The sequence below is a fragment of the Nonomuraea sp. NPDC000554 genome, from assembly GCF_040300065.1.
Classification (GTDB): domain Bacteria; phylum Actinomycetota; class Actinomycetes; order Streptosporangiales; family Streptosporangiaceae; genus Nonomuraea.
The window spans coordinates 141,062-159,356 of sequence record NZ_JBEPDC010000012.1; the positions used below are offsets into that span (position 1 = coordinate 141,062).

Annotated in this window: 16 protein-coding genes; 11 read left to right on the plus strand and 5 right to left on the minus strand. The window is 71.4% G+C overall.

What is annotated here, in order from left to right:
- Positions 1-170: 170 nt before the first annotated feature.
- Genes ABT294_RS23365 through ABT294_RS23390 form a run of 6 tightly spaced genes read left to right on the plus strand, consistent with a single transcriptional unit; the run spans position 171 to position 6,584 of the window.
- A complete protein-coding gene (locus tag ABT294_RS23365) occupies positions 171-1,952 on the plus strand; it encodes an AMP-binding protein (protein WP_350808349.1) in 1,782 nt (593 codons plus the stop codon).
- Positions 1,953-2,957 (plus strand): acyl-CoA dehydrogenase family protein, encoded by a 1,005-nt coding sequence (locus ABT294_RS23370; RefSeq protein ID WP_350808350.1) that lies wholly within the window; start codon positions 1,953-1,955, stop codon positions 2,955-2,957.
- Positions 2,957-4,111, plus strand: coding sequence for an acyl-CoA dehydrogenase family protein (locus tag ABT294_RS23375; RefSeq protein WP_350808351.1), 1,155 nt, complete (start codon positions 2,957-2,959; stop codon positions 4,109-4,111). The genes ABT294_RS23370 and ABT294_RS23375 overlap by 1 nt, the downstream gene beginning before the upstream one ends.
- Positions 4,108-4,998, plus strand: coding sequence for a bifunctional MaoC family dehydratase N-terminal/OB-fold nucleic acid binding domain-containing protein (locus ABT294_RS23380; RefSeq protein WP_350808352.1), 891 nt, complete (start codon positions 4,108-4,110; stop codon positions 4,996-4,998). The genes ABT294_RS23375 and ABT294_RS23380 overlap by 4 nt, the downstream gene beginning before the upstream one ends.
- Positions 4,998-5,408, plus strand: a complete 411-nt coding sequence (locus ABT294_RS23385; RefSeq protein WP_350808353.1) for a MaoC/PaaZ C-terminal domain-containing protein — start codon at positions 4,998-5,000, stop codon at positions 5,406-5,408. The genes ABT294_RS23380 and ABT294_RS23385 overlap by 1 nt, the downstream gene beginning before the upstream one ends.
- Positions 5,409-5,420: 12 nt before the next feature.
- On the plus strand, positions 5,421-6,584 hold the full coding sequence (locus ABT294_RS23390) for a lipid-transfer protein (RefSeq protein WP_350808354.1): 1,164 nt from the start codon (positions 5,421-5,423) through the stop codon (positions 6,582-6,584).
- Positions 6,585-6,597: 13 nt separating this feature from the next.
- On the opposite strand, the gene ABT294_RS23395 is transcribed toward ABT294_RS23390, so the two are convergent.
- Complete coding sequence (locus ABT294_RS23395; RefSeq protein ID WP_350808355.1) at positions 6,598-7,980, minus strand: hypothetical protein; 1,383 nt, start codon at positions 7,978-7,980, stop codon at positions 6,598-6,600.
- A 263-nt stretch (positions 7,981-8,243) separates the two neighbouring features.
- Between ABT294_RS23395 and ABT294_RS23400 the strand changes: the two genes are divergently transcribed.
- Genes ABT294_RS23400 through ABT294_RS23420 form a run of 5 tightly spaced genes read left to right on the plus strand, consistent with a single transcriptional unit; the run spans position 8,244 to position 12,126 of the window.
- The gene (locus ABT294_RS23400) at positions 8,244-9,302 is read left to right on the plus strand and encodes an ABC transporter ATP-binding protein (protein ID WP_350808356.1); all 1,059 of its coding nucleotides are present in this window, start codon (positions 8,244-8,246) and stop codon (positions 9,300-9,302) included.
- On the plus strand, positions 9,295-9,969 hold the full coding sequence (locus tag ABT294_RS23405) for an ABC transporter permease (RefSeq protein WP_350808357.1): 675 nt from the start codon (positions 9,295-9,297) through the stop codon (positions 9,967-9,969). The genes ABT294_RS23400 and ABT294_RS23405 overlap by 8 nt, the downstream gene beginning before the upstream one ends.
- Entirely contained in the window at positions 9,966-10,637 is a 672-nt protein-coding gene (locus ABT294_RS23410) for an ABC transporter permease (protein WP_350808358.1), read from the plus strand. The genes ABT294_RS23405 and ABT294_RS23410 overlap by 4 nt, the downstream gene beginning before the upstream one ends.
- Positions 10,638-10,673: 36 nt before the next feature.
- Positions 10,674-11,603: an ABC transporter substrate-binding protein gene (locus tag ABT294_RS23415; protein ID WP_350808359.1), complete on the plus strand. Its 930-nt coding sequence runs from the start codon at positions 10,674-10,676 to the stop codon at positions 11,601-11,603.
- Between the two features lie 40 nt (positions 11,604-11,643).
- Positions 11,644-12,126, plus strand: a complete 483-nt coding sequence (locus ABT294_RS23420) for a flavin reductase family protein (RefSeq protein ID WP_350808360.1) — start codon at positions 11,644-11,646, stop codon at positions 12,124-12,126.
- 3 nt (positions 12,127-12,129) lie between these two features.
- Here ABT294_RS23420 and sppA read toward each other — a convergent pair whose 3' ends face one another.
- From sppA to ABT294_RS23440, 4 genes are all read right to left on the minus strand, one after another.
- Positions 12,130-13,827, minus strand: a complete 1,698-nt coding sequence (sppA, locus tag ABT294_RS23425; protein WP_350808361.1) for a signal peptide peptidase SppA — start codon at positions 13,825-13,827, stop codon at positions 12,130-12,132.
- A 58-nt stretch (positions 13,828-13,885) separates the two neighbouring features.
- Positions 13,886-15,742: a S8 family peptidase gene (locus ABT294_RS23430; RefSeq protein ID WP_350808362.1), complete on the minus strand. Its 1,857-nt coding sequence runs from the start codon at positions 15,740-15,742 to the stop codon at positions 13,886-13,888.
- A gap of 85 nt (positions 15,743-15,827) precedes the next feature.
- Complete coding sequence (glgB, locus tag ABT294_RS23435) at positions 15,828-17,975, minus strand: 1,4-alpha-glucan branching protein GlgB (RefSeq protein WP_350808363.1); 2,148 nt, start codon at positions 17,973-17,975, stop codon at positions 15,828-15,830.
- 182 nt (positions 17,976-18,157) lie between these two features.
- Positions 18,158-18,289, minus strand: coding sequence for a hypothetical protein (locus ABT294_RS23440; protein WP_350808364.1), 132 nt, complete (start codon positions 18,287-18,289; stop codon positions 18,158-18,160).
- Positions 18,290-18,295: the final 6 nt, after the last annotated feature.

The following is an 18,295-nucleotide window of genomic DNA, read 5'->3' on the forward strand; positions in this document are numbered from 1 at the left end:
TTTCTCGAAAACTCGGCTTGTTACTCGCGGGTCACAAAGGAGCTGCATAGACCCATGTCTGATGCGTTAACGCCGTATATCGAGACTTGTTGCCGTGTGTGGGTGCTGGACACATATTAGAATCTGTTCTAGTTTGCGGATCGGTTGACCGAGCGCTTGCTGGAGGCGCGATGACCGTGGACACACTCGCCGCCCTGCTGGCGGCCCGGGCCGACGACGACCGTCCCGGGCTGCTCTTCGAGGACCTCACGTGGTCCTGGCGCGAGTACGTCGCGACCTGCCGCACCGCCGCCACCTGGCTCGACGCGCGCGCCCGTGCGCTGGAGCGCGAGCGCGTCCTCGCCGCACCCGGCGTGGCGCGCTTCGAGGCGGAGGGAGCGGGCGCAGAGGCTCGCGCGGATGAGGGTGGAGGGCGGCTGCATGTGGGGGTGTTGTGCGACAACGTCCCGGAGATGGTGTTTCTGCTCGGCGGCGCCGCGCTGAGCGGGCACGTGCTGGTGGCCCTGAACCCCACCCGGTCGCCCGACGAGCTGACCCGCGACGCGCGCGCCACGGACGTGGACCTGCTCCTCTGGGCCGACCCCTACGGCGCGACGGCCCGCCGGATCGCGGCGGCGCTGGAGGTCGACGCCGGGCCGCTTCCCGCCCTCGAACCGGGCGTGTCCGGGGCTGAAGGGGGCGCGCGCGGCAGCGGGTCGGGAGCGTCTGGCACCGGACACGCCGCACCGTCGCCAGGGCCGCCGAGAGGCGTTCCGGGCGACGGTCGAGACCCGGGTGAGCTGGTCATGCTGATCTTCACGTCCGGCACCTCGGGACGCCCACGGGCGGTACGCGTCACGCAACGCAAGATCGCGCTCCCCGGCCAGAGCCTGTCGGCGCTGCTCACGCACGAGGACGTCGTCTACTGCACGATGCCGCTCTTCCACTCGGGCGCGATCATGGCGGCCTACGCCCCAGCCGTCGCTTCCGGGGCCGCGCTGGTGCTGCGCAGGAGGTTCTCGGCGTCCGGCCTGCTGCCCGACCTCAGGCGGTACGGCTGCACGTACCTGCACTACGTCGGCAAGGCCCTGTCGTACGTCCTGGCCACCCCCCAACGCCCGGACGACGCGCGCAACCCGCTCAGGATCGCCTTCGGCAACGAGGGCAGCAGCACGGCGATCAGGCGCTTCGGCGAGCGGTTCGGCTGCCGCGTGGTCGACGCGTTCGGCTCCACCGAGACGGCCGTCTCGATCACCCCGGACCCGGCGGCCCCGCCGGGCTCGCTGGGCAGGCTTCCGGACGGCGTCGAGATCCGCGACCCGGTCACGGGCGGCCGGTGCCCTCCGGCGGTCGTCGAGCAGGGCCGCCTGGTCAACCCGGACGAGGCGATCGGCGAGCTGGTCAACGTGGCCGGGCTGGGCCTGTTCGACGGCTACTACAACGACCCGGACGCGGACGCCGAGCGGATCAGGTACGGCGCCTTCTGGTCGGGCGACCTGGCCTACGCGGACGCGGACGGCTACGTCTTCTTCGCAGGCAGGGGCACGGAACGCCTCCGCGTGGACGGCGAGAACCTCGCGGTGGCTCCCATCGAGTCGGCGCTGCGCGAGTTCCCCGGCGTGGTGGAGGCCGCCGTCTACCCCGTCCCGGACGCCGCCGCGGGCGACCAGGTCATGGCCGCCCTCGTCCTGGACACCCCCTTCGACCCCGCGTCCTTCGCCGCCTTCCTGACATCCCGCACGGACCTCGGCCCCAAGGCCATACCCCGATTTATCCGTATCTCGTCGGACCTTCCGCAGACCCCCTCCCACAAGGTCATCAAGCGCCTCCTCGCCAGGGAAGCCTGGCGCAGCCCCGACCCCACCTGGTGGCGTCCAGCGGCGGCGGAGTTCCAGCGGCTGGACCGCGCGGCCGTCGAAGCCATCGAGGACGAGTTCGTCAAGCACGGCAGGCAACACCTCTTGGAGAGCTGAATGGACTTCAACCTGGACGAAACCCAGCAAGATCTGCGAACCCTGGCCGCGGACCTGCTCGCCAAGGAGGCGGCTCCCGAACGGCTGGAGGCGCACGAGAGGAGCGGCCTGCCGTTCGACCCGAAGCTGTGGCAGGCGCTCAGGCAGGCGGGCCTGATGAGCGTGTGCCTGCCCGAGGAGTCGGGCGGGGCGGGCCTGGGGCCGGTGGAGATGGCGGTCGTGCTGCGCGAGGTCGGCGCGCACGCCGCGCCCGTCCCGGCCCTGGGCACCCTGGTGAGCACGCTCGCCACGCCACGGCAGGCGGACATCGGGGCGGTGGCGATCAGGGAGCCGGGCAGGGGTTCGGCCGATCCGCCCGCCACCACGGCCGAGCGGGCCGGCGGCGGCTGGACGCTGACCGGCCGCAAGAGCGGCGTCGCCTACGCGCGGGAGGCCGAGGTGCTGGTGACGGCCGACCAGGGCGTGTTCGCGGTCACCGCCCCCCAGGAAGTGGCGGAGTTCACCTCGACCGGCGAGCCCGCCGCCACGCTGGTGTTCGAGGCGACCCCGGCCGAGCGGGTGGCGGGCCCGGAGGGGGTGGACCGGCTCCGGCAGTTGTACACGGCGGGTGTGGCGGCGCAGGCGAGCGGCGTGCTGGCCGGAGCGCTCAAGCTGACCACCGAGTACATCAGGACCAGGAGGCAGTTCGACCGGGCGCTCGCCGAGTTCCAGGCGGTGACCATGCAGATCGCCGACGTCTACATCGCGGGCCGGGCACTGGACGTGGCCATGTGGTCCGGCGCCTGGCGGCTGGCCGCCGGCCTCCCCGCCGAGGAGGACCTCGCCGTGGCCGCCTTCCACGTCGGAGAGGCCGTCAAGGCGCTGTACACCTGCCAGCACCTGCACGGCGGGCTCGGCCTGGACGTGAGCTACCCCCTGCACCGCTACTTCGCCCACGCCAAGCACCTGAACCACCTGCTCGGCGGCGCCGACGCCCAGCTCGACCTGATCGGAGCGCTCGTCTGATGCTCATCGACCTCACCCCCGACCAGCGCAGGCTCCGCGACGAGCTGCGCGAGTACTTCAAGCTGTGCCTCACGGACGAGGACCGCGCGAAGATCGCCGAGGACCCGTTCGGCGAGGCGTACATGGAGCACTGCCGCAGGCTCGGCCGCGACGGCAAGCTCGGGCTCGGCTGGCCCGAGGAGTACGGCGGCAGCGGTTACGGCCCGCTGGAGCAGCAGATCTTCGCCAACGAGATCGCCAGGGCCGGGGTGCCGTACCCGATCATCACGGTGCAGACCGTCGGCCCCACCCTGATGCAGTACGGCACGCAGGAGCAGAAGGACCTGTTCCTGCCCCGCATCCTGGCGGGCGAGTGCCACTTCGCGATCGGCTACAGCGAGCCGGAGGCCGGCACCGACCTGGCCTCGCTCAGGACGTCCGCGGTGCTCGACGGCGACCACTACGTCGTCAACGGCCAGAAGATCTTCACCAGCGGCGCGCACTACGCCCAGTACATCTGGCTGGCCGCGCGCACCAACCCGGCGGCGAAGAAGCACAAGGGCATCACCATGATGATCGCCTCCACGGACGATCCCGGCTTCTCCTGGACGCCGATCGTCACCATGGACGGCCGGCACCACACCAACGCCACCTACTACACCGACGTCAGGGTGCCGGTGAACATGGTGGTCGGCGAGGTGGACAGGGGCTGGGACCTGATCGTCAACCAGCTCAACCACGAGCGCGTCACGCTCGGCCCTGCCGGCAACCTGGGCCAGACCTACGACCGCTTCCTGGCCTGGGCCCGCCGCGCCGGGCTGGCGGACGAGCCGGACGTGCGGCGCGCGCTGGGCAGGGTGCGGGCCTTCTTCCGTACGAACGAGCTGCTGAACTGGCAGGTCGCCGCGAACATGGACCTCGGCTGGCTGGGCGCGCCCGACGCGTCCGCCACCAAGATCTACGGTTCCGAGCGCATGCAGGAGATCGGCAGGATCGTCGGGGACGTCCTGGCCCGCTACGGCGACCCGTCCGACCCGGCCACGGCCGAGCTCATCGAGCGCACCGACCACGCCGCCAAGGGCGCGGTGGTGCTGACGTTCGGCGGCGGCGTCAACGAGGTGCAGCGCGAGCTGATCGCGATGCTCGGCCTGAGCCTGCCGAGGCCGCCCCGATGAGCGAGAGGGAGCTGCGCGAGCTGGCGGCGAAGCAGGCCGCGCTCGGCGAGGTGCGCGGGTCCGCGGCCGTCGATCCGGTGAACGCGCCCATGATCAGGCATTGGCTGGACGCGATGGGCGACGCCAACCCGTCCTACCTGGACCGGGGCGTCGCCCCGCCCGCGATGATCCAGGTGTGGACGATGCAGGGGCTCCACCCGGGCGCCAAGGACGGCTCCCCGGTGGACGACCTGCTGGCGGCGCTCAACGGCCACGGCTACACGGGCGTGGTGGCGACCAACTGCGAGCAGACCTACCACCGCGAGGTGCGGCTGGGCGAGCGGCTCACCCCCGCCACCAGGTTCACCGACCTGGCGGGCCCCAAGCGGACCGCGCTGGGCGTCGGCTACTTCGCCACCTGGAACGTCACCTGGTACGACGAGGCGGACGAGCCGGTCGCCGAGATGCTGTTCCGCGTCCTGAAGTTCCAGCCCCCGGAGAAGAGGCGGCCGTACCCGCTGCATCCCGCCGTCAACGCCGACACCGCGTTCTTCTGGGACGGCGTCCGCCAGGGTGAGCTGCGCATCCAGAGCTGCGCCGACTGCGGCGAGCTGCGCCATCCGCCGGGCCCGGTCTGCCCGGCGTGCCGCTCGACCAACAGGAGCCACGTCGTGGCGGCAGGGGAGGGGACGCTCTACAGCTACGTCGTCCACCACCACCCGCCGGTGCCGGGACGCGAGACGCCGTTCGCGGTGGCCGTGGTGGAACTGCCGGAAGGAGTACGGATCGTGGGCAACGTCGTGGACTGCCCGACGGACGAGATCACCATCGGAATGCCGTTGCGCGTGACGTACCGCGCGATGGACGACGAACTGACCCTGCCCATGTGGGCCCCACGGGAGCCGTGATGCGGACGCTGACAGAAGACCAGGTCGAGGTCGGCCTGGCACTGCCCGGGCTGTCGATCGAGCTGACGCCCACCGTGGTGGTCGCCACCGCGCTCGCCACGATGGACTTCACCCCGGTGCACCACGACGTCGAAGGCGCCCGGGCGCAGGGCTCCAAGGACATCTTCCTGAACATCCTGACCACCATGGGCCTCGTGCAGCGCTACGTCACCGACTGGACCGGCCCCGAGGCGGTCGTCAAGCGGATCGACCTCAAGCTGGGCGTCCCGGCGTACGCGGGCGACCGGCTGAGCTTCGACGGCACGATCGTCTCGCACGACTCGGGCGTGTTCACGGCCGAGGTCCGCGGCAAGGTCAGCCTCGGCGACCACGCCACCGGCAAGGTCGTCTTCACCCTCCCCACCGCCTGAAGGAGTTGTGCGTTGAAGAACGAGGCCGCCATCGCGGGCATCGGGGCCACCGAGTTCAGCAAGCAGTCCGGACGGTCGGAGCTGCGGCTGGCCGCCGAGGCGGTGTTCGCGGCGCTCGACGACGCCGGGCTGTCACCGTCGGACGTCGACGGGATGGTCACCTACACCCAGGACAGCAACCAGGAGATCGCCGTCGCCAGGGAGGTGGGCGCGGGCGACCTCACCTTCTTCTCCCGCGTGGAGTACGGAGGCGGCGCGGCGTGCGGCACGGTGGCGCACGCCGCGATGGCCGTCGCCACCGGGATGGCTTCCACCGTGGTCTGCTACCGGGCGTTCAACGAGCGGTCCGGGCGCAGGTTCGGGCAGCCGAACGCCCGGCTCGGGGGCGAGCCGACGTCCCAGGGGCTGGAGATGAGCTGGCACGTGCCGTACGGGCTGATGACGCCGGCCGCGTGGGTGGCCATGTTCGCCCAGCGGTACCTGCACGCCTTCGGGGCGACGTCCGAGGACTTCGGACGGGTCGCGGTGGCGATGCGGCGGCACGCGGCCACGAACCCGGCCGCCTGGTTCTACCAGCGGCCGATCACGCTGGAGGAGCACCAGGAGTCCAGGTGGATCGTGGAGCCGCTGCACCTGCTCGACTGCTGCCAGGAGAGCGACGGGGCCGTGGCCCTGGTCGTGACCTCCGTGGAGCGGGCGCGCGACCTGCGGCGGTCGCCCGCGGTCGTCACGGCCGCGGCGCAGGGGGCGGGGGCGGGGCAGATGATGATGACCAGCTACTACCGCGACGACATGACCGGCCTGCCGGAGATGTCGGTGGTGGGCAGGCGGTTGTGGGAGATGTCGGGGCTGGCTCCGGAGGACGTCCAGACCGCGATCCTCTACGACCACTTCACCCCGTTCGTGCTGGTCCAGCTGGAGGAGCTCGGCTTCTGCGGCCGGGGAGAGGCCGCCGGCTACATCCGTGACGGCGGCATCGAGCTGGGCGGGAGGCTGCCCGTGAACCCGCACGGCGGGCAGCTCGGCGAGGCGTACATCCACGGCATGAACGGCATCGCGGAGGCGGTGCGGCAGATCAGGGGCACGTCCGCGAACCAGGTGGCGGGCGTGCGCAACGTGCTGGTCACCGCGGGGACGGGGGTGCCGACCAGCGGGCTGATCCTGTCGGCGGGCTGACGGTTCCGGGCGATCAGTGGATGGGGACCGTGAAGAACACGATCATCGCGATCGCCACGCACACCAGGAACCCGGCCACCTCCCACGCCCAGTCGTGGTGCCGCTCCTCGCGCCAGCGCTTCGCCGGCCCCTTCCTGACGACGCGCGCCCGATTGGGGCCGGGCCGCAGCTCGGCGCCGAGGACGGGCTCGGGCTCAAGTTCGGGCTCGGGCTCGGGTTCCTCGGCCGGTAGCGGCATCCGGTAGACCGGCTCGCTCTGCCGTGGCCGGGGCGTGAACAGGCTCGCCTCACCCGGCGATGCCTGGGGCGCGAGCACGTCCCCGATCGCGGGCTGGGGCTGGGTGACGGGCTCGTCGTCGAGGACGTCCGCCGGGAGGGGGGCCGCCAGCGTCGGGCCACCGGCCGGGGCAGCCAGCGCTCCCCACGGTGCGAAGTCCGTCTGCGGAGGTGAAGCCGGGGCTCCGAACGGTGCGAAGTCCGTCGCCGGAGGGGAGGCCGGGGCTCCGAACGGTGCGAAGTGCGTCTGTGGCGGGGAGGCCGGGGCTCCGAACGGCGCGGAGTCCGTCGCCGAGCGGGTCGCGGGGCGGAAGAGGCTGGGGGTGGGGGCGCTGGGGAGTTTCGGCATCGGGGCGGTGGTCGCCTCGTGCGCGGGGGTCCGCGACGGTGCCGGCGGGGCCAGCAGGTCCGTCGGGAAGATGCCCGTGGCGGTCGCCGGGTCGGTGCCCACCGGCGGCAGCGGCCACGTCGGCGGCCCCGGCCACAGCGGCTTGACGAACATCGGCGCCACGCGTCCCTGGGTGGGGCGCGGGTCGGCGAACCGGGCGCGCAGCGTGGCGGGCGGCGTGGGCCACGACAGGCGGCCGAGCACGTCCCGCAGCGGCGCCACCCCCAGCGCGCCGTAGACGTCGGCCACCGGCTTGGCCATGCGGACGCCGATGACGGCCGCCAGCGACGAGTCGAGCACCTGCCGGTAGCGGCGCGTGGCGCCGGTCGCCAGCTCCTCGGCCGTGTCGGACGCGACGCCGAGCACCCAGGCCAGCTCGGCCCTGTCCAGCCCGCACACCTCGCCGAGCAGCAGCACCTCGCGATGGTGCGGGCGCAGCTCGCGCAGCGCCCGTTCCACCAGCGCGGAGGCGGGGTCGACGAGCGGATCGACGCGGGGAGGCGCGTAGACGACGTCCCGGCGGAGGATCTCACGGCGGGCGTACGCGTACAGCCCGGCGCGCGGCGGCGGCGCGGCGGGGACGGCGGCGAGGACGGCCACCAGCACGTCGGCCGCGGAGCCTGGGTCGCCGAGCTGGTCGGCGCAGTACGCGAACAGCCCGGCGGCGTGACGGTCGTAGAGCTCTGCGATCAGCTCGGCGCGCGGACGCTGACCGGTGAGCGGATGGGTCACGGGCCGGTTCCTCTGACTGTCAAAACGGGTGCGGGGGGTAAGGGGAAGACAACGGAAGGTCGTGGAGCAATCATGCCAACTCACCCAGGTCCGGCGCACTATTTGCGGGGCAATTCCCGAGAATGATCCAGGTCAGGTGAAGCGCTTAAGGACAGGGCGGGGGAACACGCAGCTCAGAACCGCCGTAGTCTTGTGGGCCAAATAGATCATGCGGCGGTCGTGGCAGGGGGGCTGCGGCCCTGCCACGATGCGAGAGGTCGCGCGTGATCACATTTGACGCAGTCACCAAACGCTATCCAGACGGAACGGTCGCCGTGGACCACCTCAGCCTCGAGGCGCCCACGGGTGAGATCACCGTGTTCGTCGGCCCTTCTGGCTGCGGGAAGACGACGTCCCTGCGAATGATCAATCGGATGATCGACGCCACGGAGGGGCGAATCCTGCTCGACGGCGAGCCCGTCCAGGGCATCGATCCGCCGACGCTGCGGCGCGGCATCGGGTACGTCATCCAGCAGGCGGGTCTGTTCCCCCACCGGAAGATCATCGACAATGTCGCCACCGTGCCCCACCTGCTCGGCTGGGACAAGAAGAAGGCCCGCGACCGGGCCATGGAGCTGCTCGAACGCGTCGGGCTCGACACGGCGTTCGCCGAGCGGTACCCCTTCCAGCTCTCCGGCGGCCAGCAGCAGCGCGTCGGCGTGGCCAGGGCGCTGGCGGCCGACCCGCCGGTGCTGCTCATGGACGAGCCGTTCAGCGCGGTCGACCCGATCGTCCGCACCAGCCTTCAGGACGAGCTGCTCAGGCTCCAGTCGGAGCTGAACAAGACCATCGTCTTCGTCACCCACGACATCGACGAGGCGATCAAGCTCGGCGACCGCGTGGCGGTCCTGCGGGTGGGCGGCAAGCTGGCGCAGCTGGCCGACCCCAAGACGCTGCTGTCGGAGCCCGCCGACGACTTCGTCCGCGAGTTCCTCGGCCACGACAGGGGCATCCGCCGCCTGCAGTTCGTCTCCACCGACGGCCTGCGCCTGCGCACCGACCTGACCGTCCCCGAGGGCTCCACGGGCAGCCCGGACGAGCCGTGGCTGCTGGTCGTCACCCCCGACGACCGGCCGGTCGGCTGGATCTCCAGGGAGCGTCCCGACGAGCGGGAGCCGTACGGGACGTTCGTCCTCGGCCGGGACTCCATGCGTTCGGCGCTCGACTCGGCGCTGCTGTCGCCGTCGGGGTGCGCGGTGGCGGTCGACGGCGACGGCAAGGTCGTGGGGGTCGCCACCCGGGAGGCGTTGGACGAGGCGCTGGCGGAGGCGGCCGATGGCTGACGGACCTCCCACACTCTGGGAGTGGATCGCGCGCAACTGGGACACCGGGCGGGTCGACAGCATCAAGAACCTGCTCGGCGACCACCTGGTGATGTCGTTGGTGCCGATCGCGGTCGGGCTGGTGCTGGCGCTGCCGCTGGGGCTGGCCAGCGTCCGCTGGCGATGGCTCTACCAGCCGACGGCCGGCGTGTTCAACATCATCTACGCGCTGCCCTCGCTGCCCGTCTTCATGTTGCTGATCTCGGTCACCGGCCTGTCGAAGATCACCGTGATCATCCCGCTGACGTTCTACGCGATCGCCGTGCTGATCCCCGCGGTCGTCGACGGGCTCGGCTCGGTGCCCGACCACGTGCGCCAGTCGGCGGTCGCGATGGGCTTCACGCCGCTGCGCCGCCTGGTCCAGGTCGAGCTGCCGATCGCGACGCCGGTCGTGCTCGCCGGGCTGCGGGTGGTCGCGGTGTCGAGCATCAGCCTGGTCAGCGTCGGCGCGCTGATCGGCCAGGGCGGGCTCGGCATGCTGTTCACCAGGGCGTACCAGAACCCGTTCCTGCCGCCGGTGGTCGTCGGCATCGTGCTGATCGTGGCGCTCGCGTTGCTCGCCGACGGTCTGCTGGTGCTGGCGCAGCGGCTGCTCACGCCGTGGGTGCGGGCGAGGAGGGCGACGTGACCTGGCTGATCGACTTCTTCGGGACCGCGGAGCACTGGTCGGGCCCCGACGGCATCCCGGCCCGGCTGCTGGAGCACCTGCAGTTCTCGGCGCTGGCGCTGGCCGTGGCCATGGTGATCGCGGTTCCGCTCGGGCTGCTGATCGGGCATACCGGCAGGGGCGGGCTGGGCGTGGTCGTCACGGCCAACCTGGCCAGGGCGCTGCCGACGCTGGGCCTGCTGGTGCTGTTCGTGCTGCTGCTCGGCACCGCCTCGATCCTGCCGGTGATCATCCCGCTGGTGCTGCTGGCCGTGCCGCCGATCCTGGTGAACACGTTCGAGGGGATCAGGGGCGTCGATCCCGAACTGCGTGACGCCGCGTACGGGATGGGCCTGACCGGCGGGCAGGTGCTCGGCCGGGTGCTGGTGCCCGTGGCGCTGCCGCTGATCCTGCTCGGGCTGCGGCTGTCGGCCATCCAGGTGGTCGCGACCACGACCGTCGCGGCCTACACCGGGCTGGGCGGTCTCGGACGCTACGTCATCGACGGTTTCGCGACGAAGGATTACGCGAGCGTCGTTGGTGGTTCGGTATTGATTGTGCTGTTTGCGCTGGTTGTACAGATCGTGTTCACGCTGGTCCAGCGGGTGACGATCTCTCCGGGGGTGAGTCGGCGAGTCAAGGTCCGATAATCTCCGGTATTACCCCCCGCTTAGAAGGGAAATTTGATGAAACGCATCTTCGGCACCGCGGCGGTCCTCCTGTCCGCGACGCTGGCCTTGACCGCATGCGGTGGCGGAAGCAGCAGCGGCGGCAACCCACTCGACACCACGAGCGCGGCGCCCAGCGGCTCGGCCTCCGCCGCGGGCGGGGGGAAGGTCCTCATCGGCTCGTTCGACTTCGACGAGAGCGTGCTGCTCGGCTCGATCTACGCGCAGGCGCTGGAGGCCAAGGGCGTCCAGGTCGAGGAGAAGCCCCGCATCGGCAGCCGCGAGGTCGTCTACGACCAGGTCAAGAGCGGCGGCCTGACGGTGGTGCCCGAGTACAACGGCAACCTGCTCGCCTTCGTCGACCTGCAGAACAAGGCCGCGACCACCGACGAGGTCAACACCGCGCTGAAGGAGAAGCTGCCGGCCGAGCTGGAGGTCCTCGACTCCTCGCCCGCCGAGGACAAGGACTCCCTGTCGATCACCAAGGACGCCCAGGCCAAGGGCTCGCTCAACTCCATGGAAGACCTGGCCAAGGTGTCGAAGACGATGACCGTCGGCGGCCCCCCCGAGTTCAAGAAGCGCTGGGAGGCCCGCTTCAAGGAGGTCTACGGCCTGGAGTTCAAGCAGTGGAAGCCCACCGGGCCCACCACCGCCGACGCCATCAAGGACGGCACGATCCAGGTCGGCAACGTGTTCACCACCGACCCCAAGATGACGGCCAACAACCTGGTGGCCCTGCAGGACCCGAAGAACATCTTCCCCGCCCAGAACGTGACGCCGCTGGTCAACAAGGCCGGCGCCAACGACACGGTCAGGACGACGCTGAACGCGGTCTCGGCCAAGCTCTCGACGCAGTCGCTGCTCGACATGATGCAGAAGATCTCCGTCAACAAGGACGAGCCCGCCACGGTGGCCAAGGAATGGCTGACCTCGAACGGCCTCGGCTGACCCGCCCCGCGAGGGCTCCCCTCCCCTGGGAGCCCTCGCGGTGAGCGAGTTCACCGAGGCGATGGCCCAGCTCGCCGCCGGCGTGGCGGTGGTGACCGTGCAGGACGGCCGCGACGACCTCGGGGCCACGGTGTCGGCCCTGATGTCCGTCTCGCTGGAGCCGCCCCTGGTGCTGGTCAGCCTGACCAGCAGCGGCTACCTCTGCGAGGTGCTCCTCAGGCAGGACCGGTGGGCGGCCTCGCTGCTGTCGTCCGGGCAGGCGGCCATCGCGAGCCGGTTCGCCGCGGCGGGCCGTCCCAGCGCCCGTCATCTGGTGGCGGGCGTCGAGCACCGGCGCGGCCCGCACACCGGCGCCCTGGTGGTCGAGGGCGGGGTGGCCGCGCTCGAAGCGGAGACCACCCGGGTCGTCCCGGCGGGCGACCACACCCTGTTCCTCGCCCGTGTCCTGGACGTCTGCTACGTCAACGCGTCGCTGCACCCCCTGGTGCGGCTGCGCGGGCGCTACCGGCCGATGGGCTCCTGAGCCTCAGCGGATGGTGTACCAGCCGGGCAGGGAGAGTGGACCTCCGGCGGGCAGGCCGAGTTCGGCCGACAGGCGGGCCAGCGGGCCCCAGGCGTCCAGCCTGACCCTCGCCAGCGCCGCTGCCTTGTCCTCGCTCGACTCCGGGCCGCGCAGCCGCTCCAGCGGGTTGAGCCGCGGGTAGGAGCGGACGGGCGCGTCGTCGGTCAGGCCCGCTCGCTTCCTGGCCAGGCGCAGGGCGTCGTCCAGGCCGCCCAGCTCGTCCACCAGGCCGCCCGACAGCGCGTCGGCGCCGGTCCAGACCCGGCCTCGGGCCAGCTCGTGGGCGCGGTCGCGGGTGAGTTCGCGGCACTGCGCCACCTTGCCCACGAAGTCGTCGTAGATGCGGTCGAGCCAGGCGTTCACCCGCTCCCACTGCTCGGGTGAGAAGGCACGGGTGGTGGAGAACATGCCCGCGTTGGCGCCCTCGGCCACCTGCTCGGAGGTGATGCCGATCCGCTCCAGCAGCTCCGACAGCACCGGCTTGCCGCCGAAGACGCCGATCGAGCCCGTCAGCGTGCCCGGCTGGGCGACGATCACGTCCGCCGCCATCGAGACGAAGTAGCCGCCCGACGCGGCCACGTCCCCCATCGACACGATCACCGGCTTGACCCTGCGCGTCAGGACGACCTCGCGCCAGACCGTGTCGGAGGCCACGTACGAGCCGCCGGGGCTGTCGACCCGGAAGACGACCGCCTTGACGTGCTCGTCGCGCCTGGCCGCGCGCAGGGCGGCGCTGACCGTGTCGGAGCCCATCGCGCCGCCACCGCCGAGAGGGCTGCGCCCGCTGCGGCCGGTCCTGATCTGGCCCGTGCCGTGGATCAGCGCGACGCCGTCGGCCGTCGGGTTGGGCAGCTTGCGCACCGCGGCCGCCCTGGCGTACTTCGACACGAAGAGCAGCTGCGCCTCGCCACCCGCCGCCTGCTTGACCTCGTCGTACACCTCGTCGCGGTAGGCGAGCCCGTCGACCAGCCCGGCCTCCAGCGCCTCCGCGCCGATGAACGGCCCGCGGTCGATCAGCTCGCGGACCTTGGCGGGGTCGAGCCTGCGCCCCTCGGCGATGCCCGCGACGAGCTGCTCGGTGACCGACTCGACGATGCGGGCCGTCGACTCGCGGTGCGCCTCGGTCATGTGGTCCTGGGTGAAGGTGTTGGCCGCGGTCTTGTACTCGTGCCGCTGGCCCAGCTCGTACCCGACGCCCAGCTTGGTCAGCGCGTTCTTGACGAAGCGCTGCTCCACTGCCACGCCCGTCAGCCCCACGTCGCCGCTCGGCTGCAGGTAGACCCGCTCGAACGCGCTGGCCAGGTAGTACGGGACGGTGCCGCTGCCGAACTCGCCGAACGTCTCGCCGAAGGCGACCGTCAGCTTGCCCGAGGCGCGGAAGCGGCTCACGGCCTCGCGCAGCTCCTGCACCATGGCCAGGCCGAGCGGGTTGCCGCCGATCTTCACGATCAGCGCCTTGACCCTGGAGTCCTGACACGCCCGCCTGAGCCCGGACAGCACGTCCGACAGGCGGGTCCTGCGCATGGACAGCACGGCGGCGAGCGGGTCGGCCGGCGGACCCTCCGTGAGCCCCTCGGTCAGATCGAGTTCCAGCACCAGCGGGGCGGTGCGCCGCTGGCGAAGCCTGTCGACGGTTTCGAAGATCGCCTTGCCTGCGTCCATAGAAGTCACCCTAAGCGGCGGAAGTAGGTCATGGGCTCGCAACTCATACCGAAAGGGGTCAGCGCTTGGCAGCGAGGGTTTGGGCCGCCTTCTTCAGCGCCGCGCTCTTCGAGGCGGAGCTGAGCCGCACCTTCTCGGCGGCCTTCAGGGCGGACGTGCCGTTCACCCCGTTCGCCCAGTTCAGCCACCCCACGAGCAGCGCGCCGTCGAGCTGCTCCCGGCCCGTCCCGGACGCCCTGAGCACCCGGTACGCCCTGCCCAGGCTGGACGCCTTGGTCAGCTCGGGGAAGACCCCGCTGCCCTTCTGCGCCAGCTGGAGGTAGCAGACCAGCGTGGCGTCCGGGATCGTCCCGCTGCTGCGGTGGATCTCCACCGCCCACTGCTTGGCCGTCAGGCGCTTGCCCGCCGAGCCGCGCGTGCAGACCTGGGCGGCCGGCTTCGCGGTGACGGTCACCGTCACGGTGACCGTCGGCAGCGGCACCGGCGTCGGGCCCGGCTCCTGGACACCGTCGTCGTCGCCGTCGTCGTCGGAAGAAGGGCCGGGCGACGGCGAGGGGCCGCTGCTGCCGGTCGGGTCGGGCGCCGGGGGCCCGGAGGGGCTCTGGGAGATCGACGGCTGCGGCGAGGCGCCCGTCAGCGCGGCCAGCACGTCCAGCCGCGGGGTCGTCACCGCGGCGCCGTTGGCCTGGTAGACGTACGGCCTGCCGGACGTCTTCAGCTTCTCGACCAGCTCGGTCATCGGGGTCTGCGGCGACTGCGCCTTCAGCAGCGCCAGCGCGCCCGCCACGTGCGGCGCGGCCATCGAGGTGCCGCTGTGCACGGCCATCTGGTTGTCGGGCACCGACGAGTCGATGTCCACGCCCGGCGCGAACAGGTCCAGCACCGCGCCGCGGTTGGAGAAGTCGGCGATGCGGTCGTCGCCGTCGTTCGCGCCCACCGCCACCGCCGACGAGACGCACGCGGGGAACGAGGCGCCGTCGACGTACTCGTTGCCGGCGGCCACCACCGTCGCGACGCCCTTGCTCAGTAAGTCGTCGATCTTCGGCTTGAACGCCAGGCCCTCCTCGGTGTCGTCGCAGTACCCCTCGGACGGCATGCCGCCCAGGCTCAGGTTCACCGCGGCGATGGGCTGCGTCCCGGCCAGCCCGGCGATGTGATCCATGGCCAGCCGCAGCGACGACTCGAACGCGAGCACGCAGGACGGCTCGCCGCAGACGTCCTCGTCGTCGACCCGGCTGAACACCTGCACCGCGATGATCCCGGCGCCCGGCGCGACACCGCCGGTGCCCGCGGCGATGCCCGCGACGTGGGTGCCGTGCTCGCACATGTTGACCCCGCCCGCCGTGCACTTGGGCGTGGTGGCGTCGGCCGCGCCCGCGCCGACCTGCGTGGCCTGGCCGTTCGGGCAGAGCGACTGCACGCCCTGGTCCACGGCGGAGAAGCAGGCCTCGGCCACGATCCGGTTGCCGAGGAACGGGTGGTCGCGGTCGATCCCGGTGTCGAGCACGGCCACCGCCTGGCCGCTGCCGGTGAACCCCTGCGCGTGCGCCTGGTCGGCGCCGATCAGCTGGAGGTTGGACACCTGCGTCGGGGGATAGGCGCGGTCACGGTGGATCGAGGCGACCGCGGGGTTCTCCGCCAGTGAGGCCAGTTCCTCGGCCGTGCCCTCCACGACCATGAACGGCTGGTTCTCCGGGTGGAGCAGGACGTCCACGCCGGTGGCCGCGGGGGCGTCCGGCGCGGGGCCGGTCAGCTCGACGATGGCCCGCACGGCGCCGTCGTCGACGGCCAGGCCCTCCTCCAGCTTGGCCGTCGCGGACGCGCTGGGCGAGGGGGTCGGCTCGGCGGCGAACGCCGGAGCCGCGGGCAGCAGAGCGAGCACGATCGAGCACACGATCAGGGGGCGAAGTCGCACGCACGTCCTCCGAGGTGATGATCTCGGAGTTTATGGTCATTTATCGGACACGCACAGAGCCCCAGACCGGTTTCTCACCGAATATTCAGCCGCGCTGGTAGAGCCACACCGCGCCGAGTGGCGGCACCCGCATGGTCGTCGAGTGCGGCAGCCCGTGCCAGGGCTCCTCGACCGCCTCGACCGCGCCGCTGTTGCCCACGCCGCTGCCCCAGTAGTCGTAGGCGTCCGTGTTGATCACTTCCGTCCACTGGCCGCCGTACGGGAGGCCGAGCCGGTACTCCTCGTGCGGCGCGCCGCTGAAGTTCACCACGCACGCCAGCGCCGACCCGTCAGTCGCGTACCGGACGAACGAGAACGTGTTGCCCGGCGCGTCGTCGGCGTCGATCCAGCGGAAACCCTCGGGCCGGGCGTCCTGCTCCCACAGCGCCGGGGTGTCGCGGTAGAGCGCGTTCAGGTCGCGGACCAGCCGCTGGACCCCCTTGTGCCCGTCGAACTCCAGCACCCACCAGTCGAGCCCGCGCTCCTCCGACCACTCCGAGCCCTGGCCGAACTCGCCGCCCATGAACAGCAACTGCTTGCCCGGATGCGCCCACATGAACGCGAGCAACGCCCTGAGCTGCGCGAACCGCTGCCACTCGTCGCCCGGCATCTTGCCCAGCAGCGAGCCCTTGCCGTGCACCACCTCGTCGTGCGACAGCGGCAGGACGTAGTTCTCCGAGTAGGCGTACAGCAGCGAGAACGTCATCTGATGGTGGTGGTACTGGCGGAAGATCGGCTCGTGCCGCAGGTAGGCGAGCGTGTCGTGCATCCAGCCCATGTTCCACTTGAAGCCGAAGCCCAGCCCGCCCAGGTGCACCGGACGCGACACCCCCGGCCACGCCGTCGACTCCTCGGCCACGGTCGAGATGCCGGGAGCCTCCCGGTAGCTGACCGTGTTCATCTCCTTGAGGAACTCCACCGCGTCGAGGTTCTCCCTGCCCCCGTACACGTTCGGCGTCCACTCGCCCTCGCGCCGCGAGTAGTCGAGGTAGAGCATCGAGGCGACCGCGTCCACCCGCAGGCCGTCGACGTGGAACTCCTTCAGCCAGTACAGCGCGTTCGCGACCAGGAAGTTCCGCACCTCCCTGCGGCCGTAGTCGAACACGTACGTGCCCCAGTCGGGGTGCTCGCCCCGCGCAGGGTCGGCGTGCTCGTACAGCGGGGTGCCGTCGAAGCGCGCCAGCGCCCAGTCGTCCATCGGGAAGTGCGCGGGCACCCAGTCGAGCAGGACGCCCACGCCGCTCTGGTGCAGCCGGTCGACGAGGTGACGGAACTCGTCGGGCGAGCCGAAACGGGCCGTCGGGGCGTAGTAGGAGGTCACCTGGTACCCCCACGAGCCGCCGAACGGGTGCTCGGCCACCGGCAGCAGCTCCACGTGCGTGAACCCCATGTCGAGGACGTACTCGGTGAGCTGCTCCGCCAGCTCCAGATACGACAGGCCGGGACGCCACGAGCCCAGGTGGACCTCGTAGACGCTCATCGGGCCCTGCTGCTGGTCGCGCTCGCCGCGAGCGGCCAGCCACGGCTCGTCGCCCCAGGCGTAGGACGAGTCCTCGATCACGGACGCGGTCTGCGGCGGCACCTCGGTCCGCCTGGCCATCGGGTCGGCCTTGTCGCGCCACACCCCGTCGGCACCCAGGACCTGGAACTTGTACCGCTCCCCGGCGCCCAGACCCGGGATGAACAGCTCCCAGACGCCCGAACGGCCCAGCGAGCGCATCGGGTAGGCGGTGCCGTCCCAGTGGTTGAAGTCGCCGACGACCCTGATGCCGCGCGCGTTGGGCGCCCAGACGGCGAACGCCGTGCCCTGGACATCCTGGTGCTCCATCACGCGCGCCCCGAGGGCCTCCCACAGCCGCTCGTGGCGGCCCTCGCCGATGAGGTGCAGGTCGATCTCGCCCAGCGTGGGCCAGTGGCGGTACGGGTCGCCCGTCGTGTACGGCTCGGCGCCCGCGTACTGGACGCTCAGCGTGTAGCCGGGGACCTTGTCGAGCCCCTGGGCCGTCACCTCGAAGACCCCGTGCGCCACGTGTTTCATGTCGTGCGCGGTGCCGTCGTCCAGCACCACCTGGACCCGTTCGGCCATCGGGCGCAGCGCTCGGAACGTCACACCGCCGGAGACGGAGTGCGCTCCGAGAATCGAGTGCGGATCGTGGTGCGCCCCGCCCGCGAGGCGGTCGAGCTCTGTCCTCATCGGCATATCCCAACATTGCCCTACGACGACCGTCCAACCCAGGCACTGCCCGCTTTCACCGCGACAATCACCAAAAGTGCGAAATCGCGGGTTTATCACGGCAGGGTGCGAGGTCAGAGACCTGAACTTTTCCCTGTCCTCGGAGCGGCCATGCTGACGGGCTGCTCGCCCTCGCCGAATCTTTACGGGGTCAGGGCGGGGGCGTCGGCCTGCTGCGCGACGGCGGGGCGGATCCGGTACGCGTCGCCGTCGGTGGGCGGGCCCGCGTGGCCGGCGACGATGATGAAGAGCGCGAGGGCGAGTCGGAGGAACACGGCACC

Excerpts from the sequence above, each read along its gene's own strand:
- ABT294_RS23380 (WP_350808352.1), top strand. The coding sequence starts at position 4,108 with ATGAGCGAGAGGGAGCTGCGCGAGCTGGCGGCGAAGCAGGCCGCGCTC.
- ABT294_RS23385 (WP_350808353.1), top strand. The coding sequence starts at position 4,998 with ATGCGGACGCTGACAGAAGACCAGGTCGAGGTCGGCCTGGCACTGCCC.
- glgB (WP_350808363.1), bottom strand. The coding sequence starts at position 17,975 with ATGAGGACAGAGCTCGACCGCCTCGCGGGCGGGGCGCACCACGATCCG.
- ABT294_RS23415 (WP_350808359.1), top strand. The coding sequence starts at position 10,674 with ATGAAACGCATCTTCGGCACCGCGGCGGTCCTCCTGTCCGCGACGCTG.
- ABT294_RS23375 (WP_350808351.1), top strand. The coding sequence starts at position 2,957 with ATGCTCATCGACCTCACCCCCGACCAGCGCAGGCTCCGCGACGAGCTG.
- sppA (WP_350808361.1), bottom strand. The coding sequence starts at position 13,827 with ATGGACGCAGGCAAGGCGATCTTCGAAACCGTCGACAGGCTTCGCCAG.
- ABT294_RS23365 (WP_350808349.1), top strand. The coding sequence starts at position 171 with ATGACCGTGGACACACTCGCCGCCCTGCTGGCGGCCCGGGCCGACGAC.
- ABT294_RS23370 (WP_350808350.1), top strand. The coding sequence starts at position 1,953 with ATGGACTTCAACCTGGACGAAACCCAGCAAGATCTGCGAACCCTGGCC.
- ABT294_RS23405 (WP_350808357.1), top strand. The coding sequence starts at position 9,295 with ATGGCTGACGGACCTCCCACACTCTGGGAGTGGATCGCGCGCAACTGG.